Origin of the sequence: Castellaniella sp., assembly GCF_049651205.1 — a bacterium.
In the GTDB taxonomy this organism is placed as follows: domain Bacteria; phylum Pseudomonadota; class Gammaproteobacteria; order Burkholderiales; family Burkholderiaceae_B; genus Castellaniella.
On sequence record NZ_JBASBR010000007.1, the window covers coordinates 236,221 to 252,720 of the forward strand.

General features: G+C 59.0%; 14 protein-coding genes. 5 read left to right on the forward strand and 9 right to left on the reverse strand.

Annotation, left to right across the window (positions count from 1 at the left end):
- Positions 1–12 precede the first annotated feature (12 nt).
- From hemC to metE, 5 genes are all read right to left on the reverse strand, one after another.
- Positions 13–951, reverse strand: a complete 939-nt coding sequence (gene hemC, locus WA928_RS04755) for a hydroxymethylbilane synthase (RefSeq protein WP_424300268.1) — start codon at positions 949–951, stop codon at positions 13–15.
- Positions 952–1,133: 182 nt separating this feature from the next.
- On the reverse strand, positions 1,134–2,015 hold the full coding sequence (gene sucD / locus WA928_RS04760) for a succinate--CoA ligase subunit alpha (RefSeq protein ID WP_350382445.1): 882 nt from the start codon (positions 2,013–2,015) through the stop codon (positions 1,134–1,136).
- Between the two features lie 18 nt (positions 2,016–2,033).
- A complete protein-coding gene (sucC, locus tag WA928_RS04765) occupies positions 2,034–3,194 on the reverse strand; it encodes an ADP-forming succinate--CoA ligase subunit beta (protein WP_350382446.1) in 1,161 nt (386 codons plus the stop codon).
- A gap of 78 nt (positions 3,195–3,272) precedes the next feature.
- The gene (locus tag WA928_RS04770) at positions 3,273–3,833 is read right to left on the reverse strand and encodes a DUF2889 domain-containing protein (protein ID WP_424300272.1); all 561 of its coding nucleotides are present in this window, start codon (positions 3,831–3,833) and stop codon (positions 3,273–3,275) included.
- A gap of 75 nt (positions 3,834–3,908) precedes the next feature.
- Positions 3,909–6,206: a 5-methyltetrahydropteroyltriglutamate--homocysteine S-methyltransferase gene (metE, locus tag WA928_RS04775; protein ID WP_424300274.1), complete on the reverse strand. Its 2,298-nt coding sequence runs from the start codon at positions 6,204–6,206 to the stop codon at positions 3,909–3,911.
- 103 nt (positions 6,207–6,309) lie between these two features.
- Here metE and WA928_RS04780 point away from each other — a divergent pair, with 103 nt between their 5' ends.
- The gene (locus WA928_RS04780; protein WP_424300277.1) at positions 6,310–7,227 is read left to right on the forward strand and encodes a LysR family transcriptional regulator; all 918 of its coding nucleotides are present in this window, start codon (positions 6,310–6,312) and stop codon (positions 7,225–7,227) included.
- A gap of 111 nt (positions 7,228–7,338) precedes the next feature.
- Here the strand turns inward: WA928_RS04780 and recX are convergent, their stop codons facing one another.
- Positions 7,339–7,866, reverse strand: coding sequence for a recombination regulator RecX (recX, locus tag WA928_RS04785; RefSeq protein ID WP_424300280.1), 528 nt, complete (start codon positions 7,864–7,866; stop codon positions 7,339–7,341).
- A complete protein-coding gene (gene recA, locus WA928_RS04790; RefSeq protein ID WP_424300283.1) occupies positions 7,856–8,917 on the reverse strand; it encodes a recombinase RecA in 1,062 nt (353 codons plus the stop codon). The genes recX and recA overlap by 11 nt, the downstream gene beginning before the upstream one ends.
- A 222-nt stretch (positions 8,918–9,139) precedes the next feature.
- On the opposite strand from recA, the gene WA928_RS04795 reads away from it, so the two are divergent.
- From WA928_RS04795 to WA928_RS04810, 4 genes are all read left to right on the forward strand, one after another.
- Positions 9,140–9,841 carry a response regulator gene (locus WA928_RS04795; RefSeq protein ID WP_417276885.1) on the forward strand — a complete coding sequence of 234 codons (702 nt, stop codon included), beginning with the start codon at positions 9,140–9,142 and terminating at the stop codon, positions 9,839–9,841.
- Positions 9,842–9,849: 8 nt separating this feature from the next.
- Complete coding sequence (locus tag WA928_RS04800; RefSeq protein ID WP_417276886.1) at positions 9,850–11,310, forward strand: sensor histidine kinase; 1,461 nt, start codon at positions 9,850–9,852, stop codon at positions 11,308–11,310.
- A 50-nt stretch (positions 11,311–11,360) separates the two neighbouring features.
- Positions 11,361–12,989: an MFS transporter gene (locus tag WA928_RS04805; RefSeq protein WP_424301128.1), complete on the forward strand. Its 1,629-nt coding sequence runs from the start codon at positions 11,361–11,363 to the stop codon at positions 12,987–12,989.
- A gap of 318 nt (positions 12,990–13,307) precedes the next feature.
- On the forward strand, positions 13,308–14,213 hold the full coding sequence (locus WA928_RS04810) for a recombination-associated protein RdgC (protein WP_424300287.1): 906 nt from the start codon (positions 13,308–13,310) through the stop codon (positions 14,211–14,213).
- Positions 14,214–14,254: 41 nt separating this feature from the next.
- Here WA928_RS04810 and WA928_RS04815 read toward each other — a convergent pair whose 3' ends face one another.
- A complete protein-coding gene (locus WA928_RS04815; RefSeq protein WP_424300290.1) occupies positions 14,255–15,547 on the reverse strand; it encodes an aspartate carbamoyltransferase in 1,293 nt (430 codons plus the stop codon).
- 197 nt (positions 15,548–15,744) lie between these two features.
- Positions 15,745–16,341, reverse strand: a complete 597-nt coding sequence (locus tag WA928_RS04820; RefSeq protein ID WP_350382462.1) for a hypothetical protein — start codon at positions 16,339–16,341, stop codon at positions 15,745–15,747.
- Between the last annotated feature and the right edge of the window lie 159 nt (positions 16,342–16,500).

Sequence of the window (16,500 nt, forward strand, 5' to 3'; positions counted from 1 at the left end):
TAGAGAGACAGCTCAGGACACTGAAAGCCGGGAAAGAATGTCATCGGCACCCTGCCCAAGCAAATCTTGCGCCACCGTTACGCCCAGGCTTTCTGCCTGTGCAACCACACCGCGAATCCCGGCCTGCAGCACACGGCTGCCATCGGGCTCGGCCACCAGTGCACGCAGGTAAAGCTGGCCTTCATCAATGACGGCATACGCGGCCAAGGGCACCTGGCACGAGCCTCCCAGTGCTTTGGAAACTGCGCGCTCAGCCAAGGTGCAAGCGGTGGTCTCGGGGCTGGCCAGTGGCGCCAGCCATTGCTGAAGATCGGTTCGCGAATCCAGGGTTTCGATTCCCAAGGCACCCTGCCCAGCGGCCGGTAAGCTGAGATCTGCGGGCAAAATGGCCCGAATACGCTCTGCAAGGCCCAGCCGCTGCAAGCCTGCGGCAGCCAGCACGATGGCCGAATAATCGCCACGATCCAGCTTGGCCAGACGCGTATCCAGATTGCCGCGCAGGGGTTTTACTTCGAGATGCGGGTAACGGGTTCTCAGCTGCGCTTCACGACGCAAGCTGGAGGTGCCCACCACCGCGCCGGCAGCCAGCTCGCCGAGGCTAGACACCGTATTGGAGACCAGGGCGTCGTGGGGATCTGCGCGCTCAAGCACCGCTGCCAGCGCAAAGGGCTGCTGCATGTCCACCGGCACGTCTTTTAGCGAATGCACGGCCAGGTCGGCCCGGCCATCCAGCAAGGCGGTTTCAAGCTCTTTGATAAACAGGCCCTTGCCGCCCACCTTGGACAGCGTGCGATCCAGGATCTGGTCGCCCCGGGTAGTCATTTCGAGAAGCTCGACCTGGCATTGCGGGTAAAGGGCAAGCAGCCGCGCCTGTACATGACGCGCCTGCCACAAAGCGAGACGGCTGGCGCGGGTGGCAATGACCAGCTTTTTGGGGTGAGATGCAGACATCAGAGGGTCATCCTGGAAAGCACTAGACGGGCAATCAAGCCCACGGCAGCCAACACCATTAGGGCTTGAAGCAAAGATGGACGTTTGATTTTCATGCCGGATATCCATGAAAAAGGCCCGTTTGGCGGGCCTTTTTTGAGACTGGGGGCCAGCCGCGCCAGCCCCCCGCCATACACACGATATTACAACACGGTCTTGAGCAGCTTGCCCATTTCCGAGGGATTGCGTGTGGTACGGATCCCGCAGGCTTCCATGACTTCCAGCTTGGCGTCCGCCGTATCGGCACCACCGGAGATCAGGGCACCTGCATGGCCCATGCGCTTGCCGGCCGGTGCGGTAACGCCCGCAATAAAGCCCACAACCGGTTTCTTCATGTTGTCCTTGGCCCAGCGTGCAGCATCGACTTCATCGGGGCCACCGATTTCGCCAATCATGATGACGGCGTCTGTGTCGGGGTCGTCGTTGAACATCTTGAGGATGTCGATGTGCTTCAGACCATTGATGGGATCGCCACCGATACCCACGGCGCTGGATTGCCCCAAACCAAGCTCGGTAACCTGAGCCACGGCCTCGTAGGTAAGCGTGCCGGAGCGGCTGACGATACCAATACGACCCTTGCGGTGGATATGGCCAGGCATGATGCCGATCTTGATTTCATCAGGGGTAATCAGGCCCGGGCAGTTGGGGCCCAACAGCAGGGTTTTACGGTTTTCAGCGCGCATGCGATTGCGTACTTCGAGCATATCGCGCACAGGGATGCCTTCGGTAATGCAGATCGCCAGATCGAGATCGGCTTCGACTGCTTCCCAGATTGCAGCGGCTGCGCCTGCCGGCGGCACATAGATGACGGACACGGTGGCGCCGGTGGCGGCCTTGGCATCTTTCACCGAGCTGTAGATTGGGATGCCTTCGAAATCCTGGCCTGCTTTCTTGGGGTGAACCCCGGCGACAAAGGCCGCTTTGCCATTGGCGTACTCACGGCACATGCGGGTATGGAACTGACCGGTCTTGCCGGTGATCCCCTGGGTGATGACCTTGGTGTCCTTGTTGATCAGAATAGACATGTCTTTTTCCTGTGATGCTTATTTAGCAGCAGCGACAGCAGCGGTCGCGGCCTCGGCCATGGTGTCAGCGCTGATGATGGGCAGGCCCGAAGCCGCCAGCATCTGCTTGCCTTGTTCTTCGTTGGTACCGCGCATGCGCACCACCAGCGGCACGCTGAGGTTGACGGCCTTGCACGCTGCAATCACGCCTTCTGCAATCACATCGCAGCGCATGATGCCACCAAAGATATTGACCAGAATGGCCTTGACGCCTTTGTTCTTGAGCATGATCTTGAAGGCTTCAGTCACTTTCTCGGCTGTGGCGCCACCGCCGACGTCGAGGAAGTTGGCGGGTTCGCCACCAAAGAGCTTGATGGTGTCCATTGTGGCCATGGCCAGCCCGGCACCGTTGACCAGGCAACCGATGTTGCCGTCCAGCTGGATGTAGGCCAGGTCGAACTTGCTGGCTTCGATCTCGGACGGATCTTCCTCGGCGAGGTCGCGGTATTCGACGATTTCAGGATGACGGAACAAAGCGTTGGCGTCGAAGTTGAACTTGGCGTCCAGTGCCTTGATATTGCCGTTGCCTTCGAGGATCAAGGGGTTGATCTCAGCCAGAGAGGCATCGGTTTCCCAGTATGCCTGATACAGCTTTTGAAACTCGGCAGCCGCCTTGGCCACCGACGCGTCGGGCACACCAATGCCGCGCGCCAGCTGCGCGGCGTCTGCGTCGTTCAGGCCCGTGGCCGGATCGACAAATACTTTAAGGATTTTCTCGGGTGTTTTCTCGGCAACGACTTCGATCTCCATGCCGCCCTCGCTGGACGCCATGACGCACACACGCTGTGAAGCGCGGTCGGTGACAATGCCGACGTAATATTCTTTCTTGATGTCCGCGCCTTCTTCGATGAGCAGGCGTCCCACCTTCTGGCCTTCTGGGCCGGTTTGGTGTGTGACCAGTTGCATGCCCAGAATCTCGGACGACAACTGGCGGACTTCTTCGATGGAACGTGCCAACTTGACGCCGCCACCTTTTCCACGACCACCAGCATGGATCTGCGCCTTGACCACCCACACAGGGCCGCCCAGTTTCTCGGCGGCTGCCACTGCTTCGTCGACCGAAAACGCGGGGATGCCGCGCGGGACAGTCACGCCAAACTTCTTCAGCAATTCCTTGCCTTGATATTCGTGAATTTTCATGAGTTACCTGTCATTGAAGAAAAAAGAAAACCACCCGTAGCCCGTTTCGGACCACAGGCCTGGGCCAGGCCCGGAAGTCTAGCCTTCATGTTGCGCATCCGGAGGAACATACCAGGGTGCGTAATGGGCTTGCACAACAGGCCCATCGACCCGCAATGCATGGCAGCCGTCCAGCTGAAAAGGCCGCTGGCCGTCTGTTTGCTGCCGGCGCTCACCAGCCATTGTCTGGATGGCAACCGTCGGTAATACATTAGTGAGCTCGGTGACATGCGTGCAGCCGGCCGTGCGGCCAAAGCGCTCGCGCACCTGATGGCGAAACTGCTTGAGAAGATTAAGGCCCACCAGCCGTTTGTAGTCGGGTGCAATCGCACTGCAGAATTCGCCGTAAGGCGCCGCGTCGTAAGCAACTTCTGCGTCGGTGATGGTGTAGTGCGCATCGATGGTGACACGCAGATGCATGTGGTGAACAGGCACACCCGTTTTATGGGTGCGCCCGCTATGCATGGGGAAATCGTAGGCCTTGGTGTCGATCAGCTGGGCTTCGAGATCCCACAGCCCGTCCTCCCGTGCATAGGTTTGCACGCGAATAGTACGCGTATGCACGGGTTGACGGGGACACGCCGGGTCGGACAAAGCCATGGAAATGCAATCGACTAAAAACTGGTTAATCTTTCGATTATAACGTGCATACCATTTTGCTTATGTCCGTGCCCCTTAAGCTGCCTGACGCAAGGTCTTGGCGGCGTGCACCATGGATTCCAAGGCCGCCCTGGTTTCCGGCCAGCCCCGGGTTTTCAGGCCGCAGTCCGGATTTACCCATAGGCGCTCGGCCGGCAAACGCTGCGCTGCCTTGCGGATCAGCTCCACCATCCATGCTTCTTTGGGAACATTGGGCGAGTGAATATCGTAGACCCCTGGCCCGATGTCGTTGGGATAAGCAAATGCCTCGAAAGCGCCCAAAAGCTCCATATTGGACCGTGACGTTTCGATCGTGATGACATCGGCATCCATGGCGGCGATTGCTTTGATGATGTCATTGAACTCGGAATAGCACATATGCGTGTGAATCTGAGTGTCGTCCCGTACACCACTGGTGGCCAGCCGGAAGCTGTCCACCGCCCACGCCAAATAGGCGGCCCAATCACCGTGCCGCAGGGGCAAGCCCTCCCGAAACGCCGGCTCATCAATCTGGATCACGGTGATGCCTGCCTGTTCCAGATCATGCACCTCATCACGTAATGCCAGGGCAATCTGCCGGCAGGTTTCCTCACGCGGCTGATCGTCGCGCACAAAAGACCATTGCAGGATGGTTACCGGGCCCGTCAGCATCCCCTTGACCGGTTTGTCGGTAAGCGACTGGGCATATGCAGACCAGGCGACCGTCATGGGTGCCAGGCGGGCAATATCCCCAAAAATAAGAGGTGGTTTCACACAACGCGAGCCATAGCTTTGCACCCAACCATAGGCGGTAAACGCAAACCCGGCTAGCAACTCGCCAAAGTATTCCACCATGTCGTTGCGCTCGGGCTCGCCATGTACCAGCACATCCAGCCCGATCGATTCCTGGAAGCGGATGACCTTCTCGATTTCTTCGCGGATGGACTTCTCATAGGCAGCATCTCCCAGCGTGCCTGCCCGCCAGTCACGGCGCAGGGCACGGATATCGGGCGTCTGCGGGAACGAGCCGATGGTGGTGGTTGGAAACCGGGGCAAGCCCAGGCGTTGTTGTTGCACACGAATCCGCTCATCAAACGGCGCACGTGCGCGGCTGATGGTGTCTGATGTCGCCAGACGGCGCGCAACATCTTCACGGTGAATACGGCGCGATCCGGCACGATCCTTCAGCGCTTGCCTGGCCACCTGCAGCGTCGCCTGCTCGGAGGCGTCTGCACCGCCACTAAGCAAAGCCTTGAGCAATTTGAGCTCATCAAGCTTCTGGATTGCAAAGGACAGCCAGCTGCGCAATTCGGCATCCAGGCCTGTTTCCAGGGCCAGATCAATTGGCGTGTGCAGCAACGAGCACGATGGCGCCAACCAAAGCCGCTCGCCCAACTGGTCCCGCGCATCAGAGATTTGCACCTGAATACCGTCAAGATCCGCACGCCAGACATTGCGGCCATCCACAACCCCCACCGAAAGGATCTGTTGCGGCTGCAAAGCAGCCAGAACCGGGGCCAGTTGCCCCGGAGCCCTGACCAGATCAATATGCACACCCTGCACGGGCGCCGCACGCAATGCGTCGAGATTGCCTTCGATGCTGCCAAAGTATGTGGCCAGCAGCAGCTTGGGCCCTTTCTGAGCAAGGCGTTGATAGACGTCGGCAAAGGCGTGCTTCCAGCTGGGCGGCAGATCCAGCACGAGAATCGGCTCATCGATCTGCACCCAGTCCACACCCTGCTTTGCCAGACGCTGCAACACTTCTTCATAGACCGGCAGCAGCGCAGACAGCAGCTCAAGCTTACGGCTGTCGGCAACCCCTTCGGTATAAGCATCGCCCTTACCCAGCCACAACCAGGTCAGGGGCCCCGGAATAACGGGCCGCGCCTGATAGCCCAGGGCCTGAGCCTCGGCCACCTGATCAAAGAGGGATTCCCGGGCAATGCGATACGTCTGGTTCGGGTGTAGCTCGGGCACGATGTAGTGATAGTTAGTATCAAACCATTTGGTCATTTCGCAGGCGGCTGCAGGCGTACCGGATGGCGCCCGGCCACGAGCCATCCGAAACAAGGTATCGAGCGTCACAGGGGCATCATCGGCCTGACCAAAACGGGCTGGCACTGCGCCCAGCAAGGTCGTCCACTCGAGAATGTGGTCGTACCAGGCGAAATCACCCACCGGCACCCATTGCATGCCTGCTTGCGCCTGGGCTTCCCAATGGCGGGCCCGCAAGGCGCTCCCGGTATCCAGCAAGCTCTGCTGGTCTGCTCGCCCTGCCCAATAGGCTTCCTGGGCGCGCTTGAGTTCGCGCTGTGCGCCAATACGCGGAAAGCCAAGATTATGAATAACTGTCATGTTTATCGCTCATTTGATTTAGAATTCTTCAACCAATGATATTTTGCCTATGGTTCAAGGAAATAAAAAACTAAATCCTGCACTCTTAACATGAGAAAAATTCATGATAGAAGTTAGACATCTGGAAACCTTGCTAGCCATCCGCGACGGCGGCAGCCTGCAGGAGGCCGCCGAACGCCTGCATCTCACCCAATCCGCCTTATCCCATCAGTTGCGCGATCTTGAAGTGCGACTAAAGACACCTTTGTTGAATCGCCGCACCCGTCCGGCAGGGCTTACCACGGCCGGCCTGCGGCTGGTGGCTCTGGCTCAGGATGTGCTGCCGCGGATTCGAGCCACGGAGCTTGAGCTGCGACGCCTGGCGGCCGGACGAGCGGGCCGCCTGCATGTGGCCATCGATTGCCATTCGTGCTTTCAGTGGCTGATGCCCACGCTGGACACCTTTCGCAAAGACTGGCCGGAGGTCTCTCTGGATCTGTCTGCCGCGTTTTCATTTGCGCCGCTGCCTGCGTTGACCCGAGGTGATCTGGACATTGTGATCACCTCCGACCCCCAGACGCTGGATGCAGTGGATTACACACCGCTCTTTACCTACGAACTGGTGCTGGCAGTGCCCAGACAAAGCGACATCGGCCAAGCACGCCCGGTAGAGCCGGAAGATCTGGCCACACAGGTACTGATTACCTACCCGGTTGAACGCAGCCGATTGGATATCTTCACTACCTTTCTGGATCCCGCCGGCATCGACCCGGTGGGCATCCGTACAGCAGAGCTGACCCCTATGATCGTGCAGCTCGTGGCCAGTGGTCGTGGGGTAGCCGCCCTGCCCAGCTGGGCACTGGATGAATACAAAAACCTGCCAGGCTTGAGAATCTGCCGTCTGGGCCAGGGCATCTGGCGCACTCTGCAAGCAGGCCGGCGAACCGAGGACAACGACACACCCTATATGCAAGCGTTTGTGGAGCAGGCCAGACGCACCTGCTTTGAGACATTGCCGGGCATCCGGCAGGCACGCCAGTAAGGCAGGCACGCCAGTAATTTTGGTGGGCCGCTGGCAGAGAAAGGCAGGCGTCAGGACGGGAGCCAGGGCAATTGCAGCAAACCCTCGCGCAGCAGACGTACGCGCAAGAGGTTAATAATCGCCCGGCTCGTCAAGGATGACGTCGTCGGGGCTGCTGCCAGAGTGCCCGGTGAAATCACCATCCATGTCACGGCCAGACAGCAGCCTGGAGATGACACCAGACGAAAACCCCCGGCCGGCCAGGAAACGGTACTGCCGCGCGTAGTCTCGGGCATCGGCCGGCAAGGCGCCAAACTTGCGTTGCCACACTTCTTGGGCGCGCTGGGGCTCGGTGGCTTGTAAGTTTTCTTGGATATCGGCCAGCTGCGTGTCTGAGAGGCCCTGCTGACGCAGGGCACCCATGATGCGGCGGGCTCCCTGACGCGCAGCCGTACGGTGTGCGTAGGCCTGCGCATACCGGGCATCGGATTGCCAATGCTGGTGTTCGAGTTCGTCGAGAACAGCCTGGATTTCGGTGGGGTCATCGGAATAAGCAGACAGCTTGCGCTGGAGCTCCAGACGAGAGTGCTCTCGCCTGGATAGATAGCCGATAGCCCGGGCCTTGAGGCTAAGCGCAGGACGGGATGCCTTAATCGGCATCTGCCTTGGCCGCAACGTCGCCGGCAGGGGTGGCCCGAAGCGAAATGCCCATGTGCTCTCGAACACGGTTTTCGATATCGAAGGCCATGTCGGGGTGCTCTTTAAGGTACTCGCGCACGTTATCCTTGCCCTGACCGATGCGCTCGCCGTTGTAGCTGTACCAGGCACCGGATTTATCGACTAGGCCCGCCTGCACACCGAGGTCGATGATCTCGCCTTCTCGGGAGATGCCCGTACCATACATGATGTCGAACTCGACCTGCTTGAACGGCGGCGCCACCTTGTTTTTGACAACCTTGACGCGGGTTTCATTGCCCACGACTTCGTCGCCCTTTTTGATGGAGCCAATGCGGCGAATATCCAGACGCACTGAAGAATAGAACTTGAGTGCATTGCCGCCGGTGGTGGTTTCGGGGTTGCCAAACATCACGCCAATTTTCATGCGGATTTGGTTGATGAAGATCACCATGCAATTGGCACGTTTGATATTGGCTGTGAGCTTGCGCAGCGCCTGGCTCATCAGACGGGCTTGCAGGCCGGGAAGGGAATCGCCCATATCGCCTTCGATTTCGGCCTTGGGCACCAATGCAGCGACGGAATCGATGACGATAAGATCGACCGACCCCGAGCGCACCAGCGCATCGGTGATTTCGAGGGCTTGCTCGCCAGTGTCGGGCTGAGAAATGAGGAGGTCTTCGAGGTTGACCCCAAGGCGGGACGCATATTGCACGTCGAGTGCGTGCTCGGCATCGACAAATGCGCAGGTACCGCCAATTTTTTGCATTTCGGCAATGACCTGCAGGGTAAGCGTGGTTTTACCTGAGGACTCGGGGCCGTAGATTTCGACGACCCGGCCGCGCGGCAGGCCGCCAACACCCAATGCGATATCCAGCCCCATGGAACCGGTAGAGACCACCTGGATGTCGTGCTCGATCTGATTATCGCCGTAGCGCATGATCGAGCCCTTGCCGAATTGCTTTTCGATCTGTGACAGCGCGGCAGCCAGCGCTTTGGCGCGTTCGGGGTTGGCCTTGCTGGTGCGTTCGTCCATGGGTGGGTTCCTTTTACGTAAAACAGGTTTGGCTGCAGTCATGAGAGAAATTATTGCATTAAATTATACTGGATAAAACACCAGTTATGACACTGTTGTCCAGAATCCGCTGTATAAACGGCCATCGTTAACCCTAAATGACGCAGGGTCGGGGCCCATGCGACAATCCGAAACAACCGGGTGCCTGGCACCCCAACCCTTCCAATCGATGTCATCTCCGCCATGCGTATCCTGATTGCCGAGGACGACAGCATTCTTGCGGACGGGCTGTCCAGATCGCTGCGCTACGACGGCTATGCCGTGGACGTGGTCCACGACGGCTCCAGCGCCGACTCCGCCCTGCAGCTGCAAACCTTCGACCTCCTGATTCTTGATCTCGGGCTCCCAAGACTCAACGGCTTGGCGGTGCTGCGCAAATTGCGCCAGCGAGGCACCCCTTTACCGGTACTGATCCTGACTGCAGCGGATTCCATCGAACAACGGGTCGAAGGCCTGGATCTGGGCGCCGACGACTACATGTCCAAGCCCTTCGCGCTCACCGAGCTCGAAGCCCGCGTGCGCGCCCTGATCCGCCGCCATGGCGGGGGCCGGGCCTCGGTGCTGCGTCACGGGCGCCTGCAATTCGACCTTAATGGCCGGATCGCCACCATCAACAACGTCCCCATCGAGCTCTCCGCCCGCGAAACCAGCCTACTGGAAATCTTTTTATCGCGCAGCGGCCGCATGATCAGCAAACACCAGTTGGTAGACCTGCTATGCGAATGGGGCGAAGAAGTCACCACCAACGCCATCGAAGTCTACATTCATCGGCTACGCAAAAAAATCGAGCCTGCCGATCTCCATATCCTTACTGTGCGAGGCCTGGGATACTGCCTCGAGCCTGAAAGCCGTCACCAAACGGCAGACGCCACGGCGGTCGACTGACGTCGCCCATGTTCGCGTCCTCCCCCAACAGCCGCCGCTGGCGCCGCACCGGCCGGCACCCCACCCTGCTGGGACGCATCCTGCTGTGGATGATTGTGCCCTTGTTTGTGATGTGGTCCATCGGCATCGTCATCACCTACTTTATTTCTCTCAATATCGCCAACTCACCCTACGACCGCACACTGGCCAGCCATTTGCGCCTGCTGCGACACGAAGTTGAGCAACAACGCCTGAGCAAGCCAATTACGCTGTCAGAATCCGCCCGAACCGTACTGGCCGGCAGTGGTGAAGACAGCCCCACCACCTGGCAGATCCTGGATGCCAACGGCCACCTGATGGCCGGAGACCCCCTCATCCCGACCCCCGAGAACTGGGCCTACGATATCGACCAGATCCGCTACCGAAACGCCACGCTCAACCACCAATCATTGCGTCTGGCCTATCTATGGGGCGGGCGCGACCAGGACGGCCTGGGGTTTCTCGCGGTTGTGGCCGAGCCAGCCGAAGCACGCGCCACCTTGCAGCAAGAAATTCTCACCGGCATGCTTACCCCGCAGCTGATCATCCTGCCATTGGCGGCGATGCTGGCAGGGCTTGGCCTCACCCAAGGCCTCGAGCCCCTCAGCCTGTTGCAAGAGCACATGCGCAGGCGCAAGCCCAGCGACCTCTCCCCCATCCGCGACGACCTCGCCCCGGCAGAAATCGTGCCCCTGATTGCTGCCATGAACAATGTGCTGCATCGCCTCTCCGCGTCTATCGAATCCCAACGACGTTTTGTGGCCAACGCGGCACATCAGTTAAAAACGCCACTGGCGGGTATCCGCACGCAGTGCGAAATCGCCTTGCGCGAGCACGAGCCTGATCGCATGCGCGCAAGTCTCAGTCAACTGATCACGGGCTCCCAGCGCGCCACCCGCCTGGTTAACCAGTTGCTGCTGCTGGCGCGCGCCGAATCCCTCGACCCCAATCAGTCGCGCACCACAGAACAACTGGATCTTGGGGCGCTAGCCGAGGAAGCCACTGGCCAATGGGTTGAAACGGCCATCGGCCGCGGGCTCGATCTGGGCTTTGAAACCGACGGCGAGGCCCTGCCCGTCTTTGGCAATCCGGTGATGATTCGCGAGCTTATCAACAACCTGGTCGACAATGCCCTGCTGTACACCCCGGCAGGCGGCCAGGTAACGGTTCGCACCCAGGCCGACAAAGACTGGGTGTGTCTCGAAGTGCAGGATAACGGTCCGGGCATCCCACAAGAAGAACAAAGCCGCGTCTTCGACCGCTTCTATCGTATTTTGGGCCACGAGGCCGAAGGCAGTGGCCTGGGGCTGGCCATCGTCCGCGAAGTTGCAGATCACCACCAGGCACGTATCGACTTCCTTCCCCCGGGCAACCATCGGGACCCCTACAGCGCAGGCACCCGGCTGCGTGTGTCGTTTCCACGAGACTATGTTCCCCAGGTTCGCACATGAACTTTTCCCAAACCCTGGATCCCGACCCAACGGAGGATGACCGCCGCCCCATGACGCATGAAGAGCGTCGGGTGATTCTCGCATCCTCCATGGGTACGGTCTTCGAGTGGTATGACTTCTACGTCTACGGCTCTCTGGCCGCCATCATTGCCCAGCATTTTTTCTCGGGGGTCAACCCCACTGCAGGCTTTATTTTTGCCCTCCTCACCTTTGCCGCCGGGTTTGCCGTCCGTCCGTTTGGGGCACTGATCTTTGGCCGACTGGGCGATATGGTGGGGCGCAAATACGCGTTTGTCGTGTCGATCCTGATCATGGGTCTATCCACTTTTCTAGTGGGCGTACTGCCAGCATCTACCTCCATTGGCATCGCGGCACCCATGATCTTGCTGTTGTTGCGGCTGTTGCAGGGGCTGGCCCTGGGTGGTGAGTACGGCGGCGCAGCCGTTTACGTTGCAGAACACGCACCCAACCACCGACGCGGCTTCTTTACCAGCTGGATTCAGACCACTGCCACCACCGGGATGTTTCTGTCGTTGGTGGTGGTGCTGGGCACCCGGGCCACCCTGGGGCAAGAAGCCTTTGAGTCCTGGGGCTGGCGCGTGCCTTTCCTGATCTCCGTCCTGCTGCTGGTCATTTCGGTGTGGATCCGGCTGCGCCTACACGAGTCGCCCGCCTTTACCCGAATGAAATCTGAAGGACGGGTATCGCGCGCCCCAATCAAAGAGGCCTTTGGTCAGTGGCGCAATCTGCGCCTGATCCTGCTGGCTCTGATCGGCCTGACCGCCGGGCAAGCGGTGGTGTGGTACACAGGACAGTTTTACGCACTTTATTTTTTAACTGAAAGCCTGCGAGTAGATGCCAACCTGGCCAATATCCTGGTGGCTTTATCCTTACTGCTGGCCTGCCCGTTTTTCCTGGTGTTTGGAGCATTGTCCGACCGCATCGGCCGCAAACCCATCATTATGGCCGGCTGCCTGATCGCCTGCCTGAGCTACTTCCCGGTGTTCAAGGGGCTAACGCACTATGCCAACCCGGCACTCGAGCGTGCCCAGCAGCAAGCCCCCGTGTATGTGGTCTCCGACCCCAATGCGTGCTCGCTGCAATTCAATCCAGTGGGAATCGCGTCGTTTACCAACTCCTGCGATCTCCTGAAGGCCTTTATGGCCAGCCATTCGGTGCATTACATCAATCAGCCGGCGCCGCCTGGCTCGGTGGCCTACGCGATGGTGGGCGACCAACGCATTGATTCATTTGAAGGCACCGGATTGTCACGTGCCGAATTTGCCTTGCGAGAATCCGTGCTGCAAGCCAGCCTGCGAGAAGCCATCCGCAGCCACGGCTATCCAGCGCACGCAGACCCCTCGCAAATCAATTACATCATGGTACTGTTGCTGCTGTTCTTTTTGGTATTGCAGGTAACCATGGTGTATGGGCCCATTGCAGCGATGCTGGTAGAGATGTTTCCCACCCGCATCCGCTATACCTCGATGAGCGTGCCTTATCACATTGGCAACGGCTGGTTTGGCGGCTTTTTACCGCCGGTGGCTTTTGCTACGGTAGCAACCACCGGCGATATGTACGACGGCCTGTGGTACCCGGTGATCGTGTGCGCCATGACGCTGGTCGTGGGGATGCTCTTTATTCGCGAAACACGCCATAACGATCTCAACGCCCATTGATACACACCAAAACCCGCGCGTTGATTCAGAGTTTCGTCAGGCACTCTTCATTAAACTGCGCCTGTGCAACAAGCCTGTGCCCTGGTTCTCTTGTTCCCCCTTGCGTCCCAGGCCAGATCCCGCTTGTTGCACCGCTGTCCTGGCACCCCCCGCGAGCCTTTTTGTGTCAGGACTTTGCTTCTCAGGGCCCGGTCTCGACCGGGCCACTTTTTTGTGCCGGCATTGCATGATCCATGCCCGCACACGCTTGCGGCAGCCAACCGCACCCATCGCGTACAATCAGGGCCCTGTTTCCAACGCCCTCTCTTGCTGACTGCCATGTGGTTTAAGAATCTGAAGCTGTATCGTCTTGCCCCCAATGCCTCACTGTCCCTGACAGACCTGGACACCGCCCTGGAGCCCCTGGCGTTTCGTCCTGGCAGCAGCCAGGATAGCCAGGTATCCGGCTGGATGCCGCCGCGCGATGACAGTGGCCTGGCCTATGGTCAGCACGGCCAGATCTTGCTGCGACTGCAAACAGAAAAAAAACTTCTGCCTACTACCGTTATCAACCAGGCCAGCCGTGCCCGGGCTCAACAAATCGAAGAGCAGCAAGGCTACAAGCCCGGCCGCAAGCAAATGAAGGACATCAAGGAGCAGATGACCATGGAGCTGCTCCCGCGCGCTTTTGTGATCGCGCACGACACCCATGTGTGGATCGATACCATCAACCATTGGGTTGCCATCGACGCGGCTGCAGTGGCCCGCAGCGATGAGGTCCTGAGCCTGTTGGCCAAAACCCTGACACCTTTTCCCATTTTGCCTTTGCATGTGCAGACCTCGCCTGGGGCTGCCATGACGCGCTGGCTCAGCGAAAACGAAGCTCCGGACGGCTTTACCATCGATCAGGACACCGAGCTGCGATCCAGCGGAGAATCCCGCGCGACAGTTCGTTACGTGCGGCAAACCGTAGACCCCGACGAAGTGCGACGCCACATTGAAGCCGGCAAACAGTGCACGCGCCTGGCCATGACATGGAATGATCGCGTCTCGTTTGTGCTGACCGACACACTGGACATCAAGCGCGTGGCGCCCCTGGACGTACTGAAAGAGCACCAGGATGCCCAGACAGCGAACGAAGCCGAGCAATTTGATGCCGATTTTTCCCTGATGACGGGAGAGTTGGCCCGTTTGCTGGACGATCTGGTGACCAGCCTGGACGGCTTTCGGACAGACGGCCAGTAAGCCTGGCCGTCCATCTGCAGCGCCACAAAATGATTGTGGCGTTAGTCCAGGCCGTGAAACACGCTGTCGTCGGGTCCGATATGAGAGGGCGGCAACCAAGTGACATCCCTTAGCGAGTGCTGCACCAGCCCCTCGACACCCAGCAGGACTGCAAAAATGGCCATCCGCAAAGGGATGCCATTATCCGTCTGACGGAAAATCGCCAGGCGGGAGTCGTGATTGAGATCGGTACTGAGATCATTGGCACCTTCACGGCTATCCCGTGGCAAAGGGTGCATGACAATCACATCCGGCCCACAACACGCGTCGACAATCGCCTTGTTTACCTGAAACTCGGCCGAATACCCCTCCAGGCTCTCACCCGTGAAGCGCTCTTTTTGCACCCGCGTGGCGTAGATCACATCCGCCCCTTTCAGGCCGGACGCCAGATCATGTGTCTGCTCGATCACATGGCCATTGCGGCTGGCTTTCTCAAGCAGATAGTCGGGCATCTCCAGCCCCGGCGGCGATACCAGGGTGAACTTCAGCCCCCGATACAAAGCCAGCAACTTAATAAGCGAGTGCACGGTGCGGCCGTATTTGAGGTCGCCCGCCATGACGATATGTGCGCCATCCAACAGCTTGCCCAAACGCGAGAACTCGGTCAGGATAGTGTAGAGATCCAGCAGTGCCTGGCTGGGGTGCTCGCCGGCGCCATCACCGCCATTCACCACAGGGATATTGGTGGCAGCCGCGAATTCTGCAACCGAGCCCTTCTCTGGGTGGCGGATCACCATGGCATCCACGTACCCACTCATCACCCGGCTGGTGTCATATATAGACTCGCCCTTGGCCATCGACGAAAACGTAAACCCGGTGGTATCGCACACCGAGCCGCCCAGGCGGCAAAATGCGGCCCCAAAGCTTACTCGCGTGCGGGTGCTGGCCTCAAAAAACAAATTGCCCAGTACAGCGCCCTCAAGGACACGAGACACTTTGTGCCGCCGGGCGATGGGCTGCATCAGATCGGCCACACGGAACAGGTCTTCCACCGACTCGCGGCTGAACTGATCCACAGACAGCAACTGATGTTTATTGTCTACAGCAATGCGGTCGCGCAAAGAGCCACTTTGTGCGCTTTGCGCATACTTTTGCATCAGGGTTTCGTTTTCAACGATTTCCGTCACAAACCGCGAGACCACCTCGGGCATGCTACGGGCTTCTTGAGAACCTTCGGGTAGAAGCCAGGTATCCAGTGCACGGCGCTTGACGCCAATGCGTCCGGCAAAGACATCCCGGGTGAGGTTCAGGCGACGCATGGCATCGCGCAGAAAAACTTGTTGGGAAACGGCCATGATGAGTTCCTATATACGCAATGCGTAGATTTTCACTGATCACACGCCATTCAGGCAAGCAAAATTTGGGCCGATCCCGGCCGAGTTGGGGTAGAAGCAACAAAACAGGCTGGCGGAAACAACACGCCAGCCCGGAATTGTCAGCACAACCCTATATGTGCAGATGAAAAGGCATCTGCACTTTTACCGAAAACCGCTTAGGGCTGCTGAAGCCCGGCAATGGATCGCGCAGCCAACTCGGCGTTATGAACGGATCCAACCCCAAATGCCACCTGCTGCTGGGTAATGGGCGATGTGTATTGCGGTGCAGCCAGCATCACCTGCCCCACCACAAGGGCCAGATGCAAGCCTGGGTGAGCCTTGGTTTGCGCATTAAGCTTCTGCAAGCCATCGTTGCTGAGGATCAGAACCAGCACGCCACCACCGGCCTGATCTGCAGCTGATTGCACGCCCATGAGATCACTGCGATCGACGATGGCATCTGTGCGCACATACAACAGCCCGGAGGGCTTGAGCGGTACGGGGGTCCACCCCGGATGCGCATGCGTATCGGCTAAAAACACCCTGACATCCGTTGCCTGCGAATTTGCCGCAAGCGTTTGTACTGGCCCTATTTTGCGGGTTGTAGGAGCGTTCAGGCCGGAGGCAGGGGCTGTTGGGGCCGTAGACACCGCAGAACCAGAGGTGGCTGCCTGCTGATGCTGCGGCACGGCCTGGCATGCTGCCAGCAAAGCCACCAAAGCGGCCATCCCCGCTGCCCGGACAATGCGGGCGGACACGGTTGCAGACGACATCAAGATTCTCATTTCCCAGTTCTCCCATCTACTTCTCATGGCCTTGATGATGACACATTTTGGCCGAAAAGCCGGATCAAGATGCCGGCGCACCCGGCGGCGCTATCGCGCAGCCCTCATCCAGCAGATGATCCTGTGCGATAATTGCCGCTTTCCAGG

Coding starts and splice junctions, on each gene's coding strand:
- hemC (WP_424300268.1), bottom strand. CDS start 951: ATGTCTGCATCTCACCCCAAAAAGCTGGTCATTGCCACCCGCGCCAGC.
- sucD (WP_350382445.1), bottom strand. CDS start 2,015: ATGTCTATTCTGATCAACAAGGACACCAAGGTCATCACCCAGGGGATC.
- sucC (WP_350382446.1), bottom strand. CDS start 3,194: ATGAAAATTCACGAATATCAAGGCAAGGAATTGCTGAAGAAGTTTGGC.
- WA928_RS04770 (WP_424300272.1), bottom strand. CDS start 3,833: ATGGCTTTGTCCGACCCGGCGTGTCCCCGTCAACCCGTGCATACGCGT.
- metE (WP_424300274.1), bottom strand. CDS start 6,206: ATGACAGTTATTCATAATCTTGGCTTTCCGCGTATTGGCGCACAGCGC.
- WA928_RS04780 (WP_424300277.1), top strand. CDS start 6,310: ATGATAGAAGTTAGACATCTGGAAACCTTGCTAGCCATCCGCGACGGC.
- recX (WP_424300280.1), bottom strand. CDS start 7,866: ATGCCGATTAAGGCATCCCGTCCTGCGCTTAGCCTCAAGGCCCGGGCT.
- recA (WP_424300283.1), bottom strand. CDS start 8,917: ATGGACGAACGCACCAGCAAGGCCAACCCCGAACGCGCCAAAGCGCTG.
- WA928_RS04795 (WP_417276885.1), top strand. CDS start 9,140: ATGCGTATCCTGATTGCCGAGGACGACAGCATTCTTGCGGACGGGCTG.
- WA928_RS04800 (WP_417276886.1), top strand. CDS start 9,850: ATGTTCGCGTCCTCCCCCAACAGCCGCCGCTGGCGCCGCACCGGCCGG.
- WA928_RS04805 (WP_424301128.1), top strand. CDS start 11,361: ATGACGCATGAAGAGCGTCGGGTGATTCTCGCATCCTCCATGGGTACG.
- WA928_RS04810 (WP_424300287.1), top strand. CDS start 13,308: ATGTGGTTTAAGAATCTGAAGCTGTATCGTCTTGCCCCCAATGCCTCA.
- WA928_RS04815 (WP_424300290.1), bottom strand. CDS start 15,547: ATGGCCGTTTCCCAACAAGTTTTTCTGCGCGATGCCATGCGTCGCCTG.
- WA928_RS04820 (WP_350382462.1), bottom strand. CDS start 16,341: ATGTCGTCTGCAACCGTGTCCGCCCGCATTGTCCGGGCAGCGGGGATG.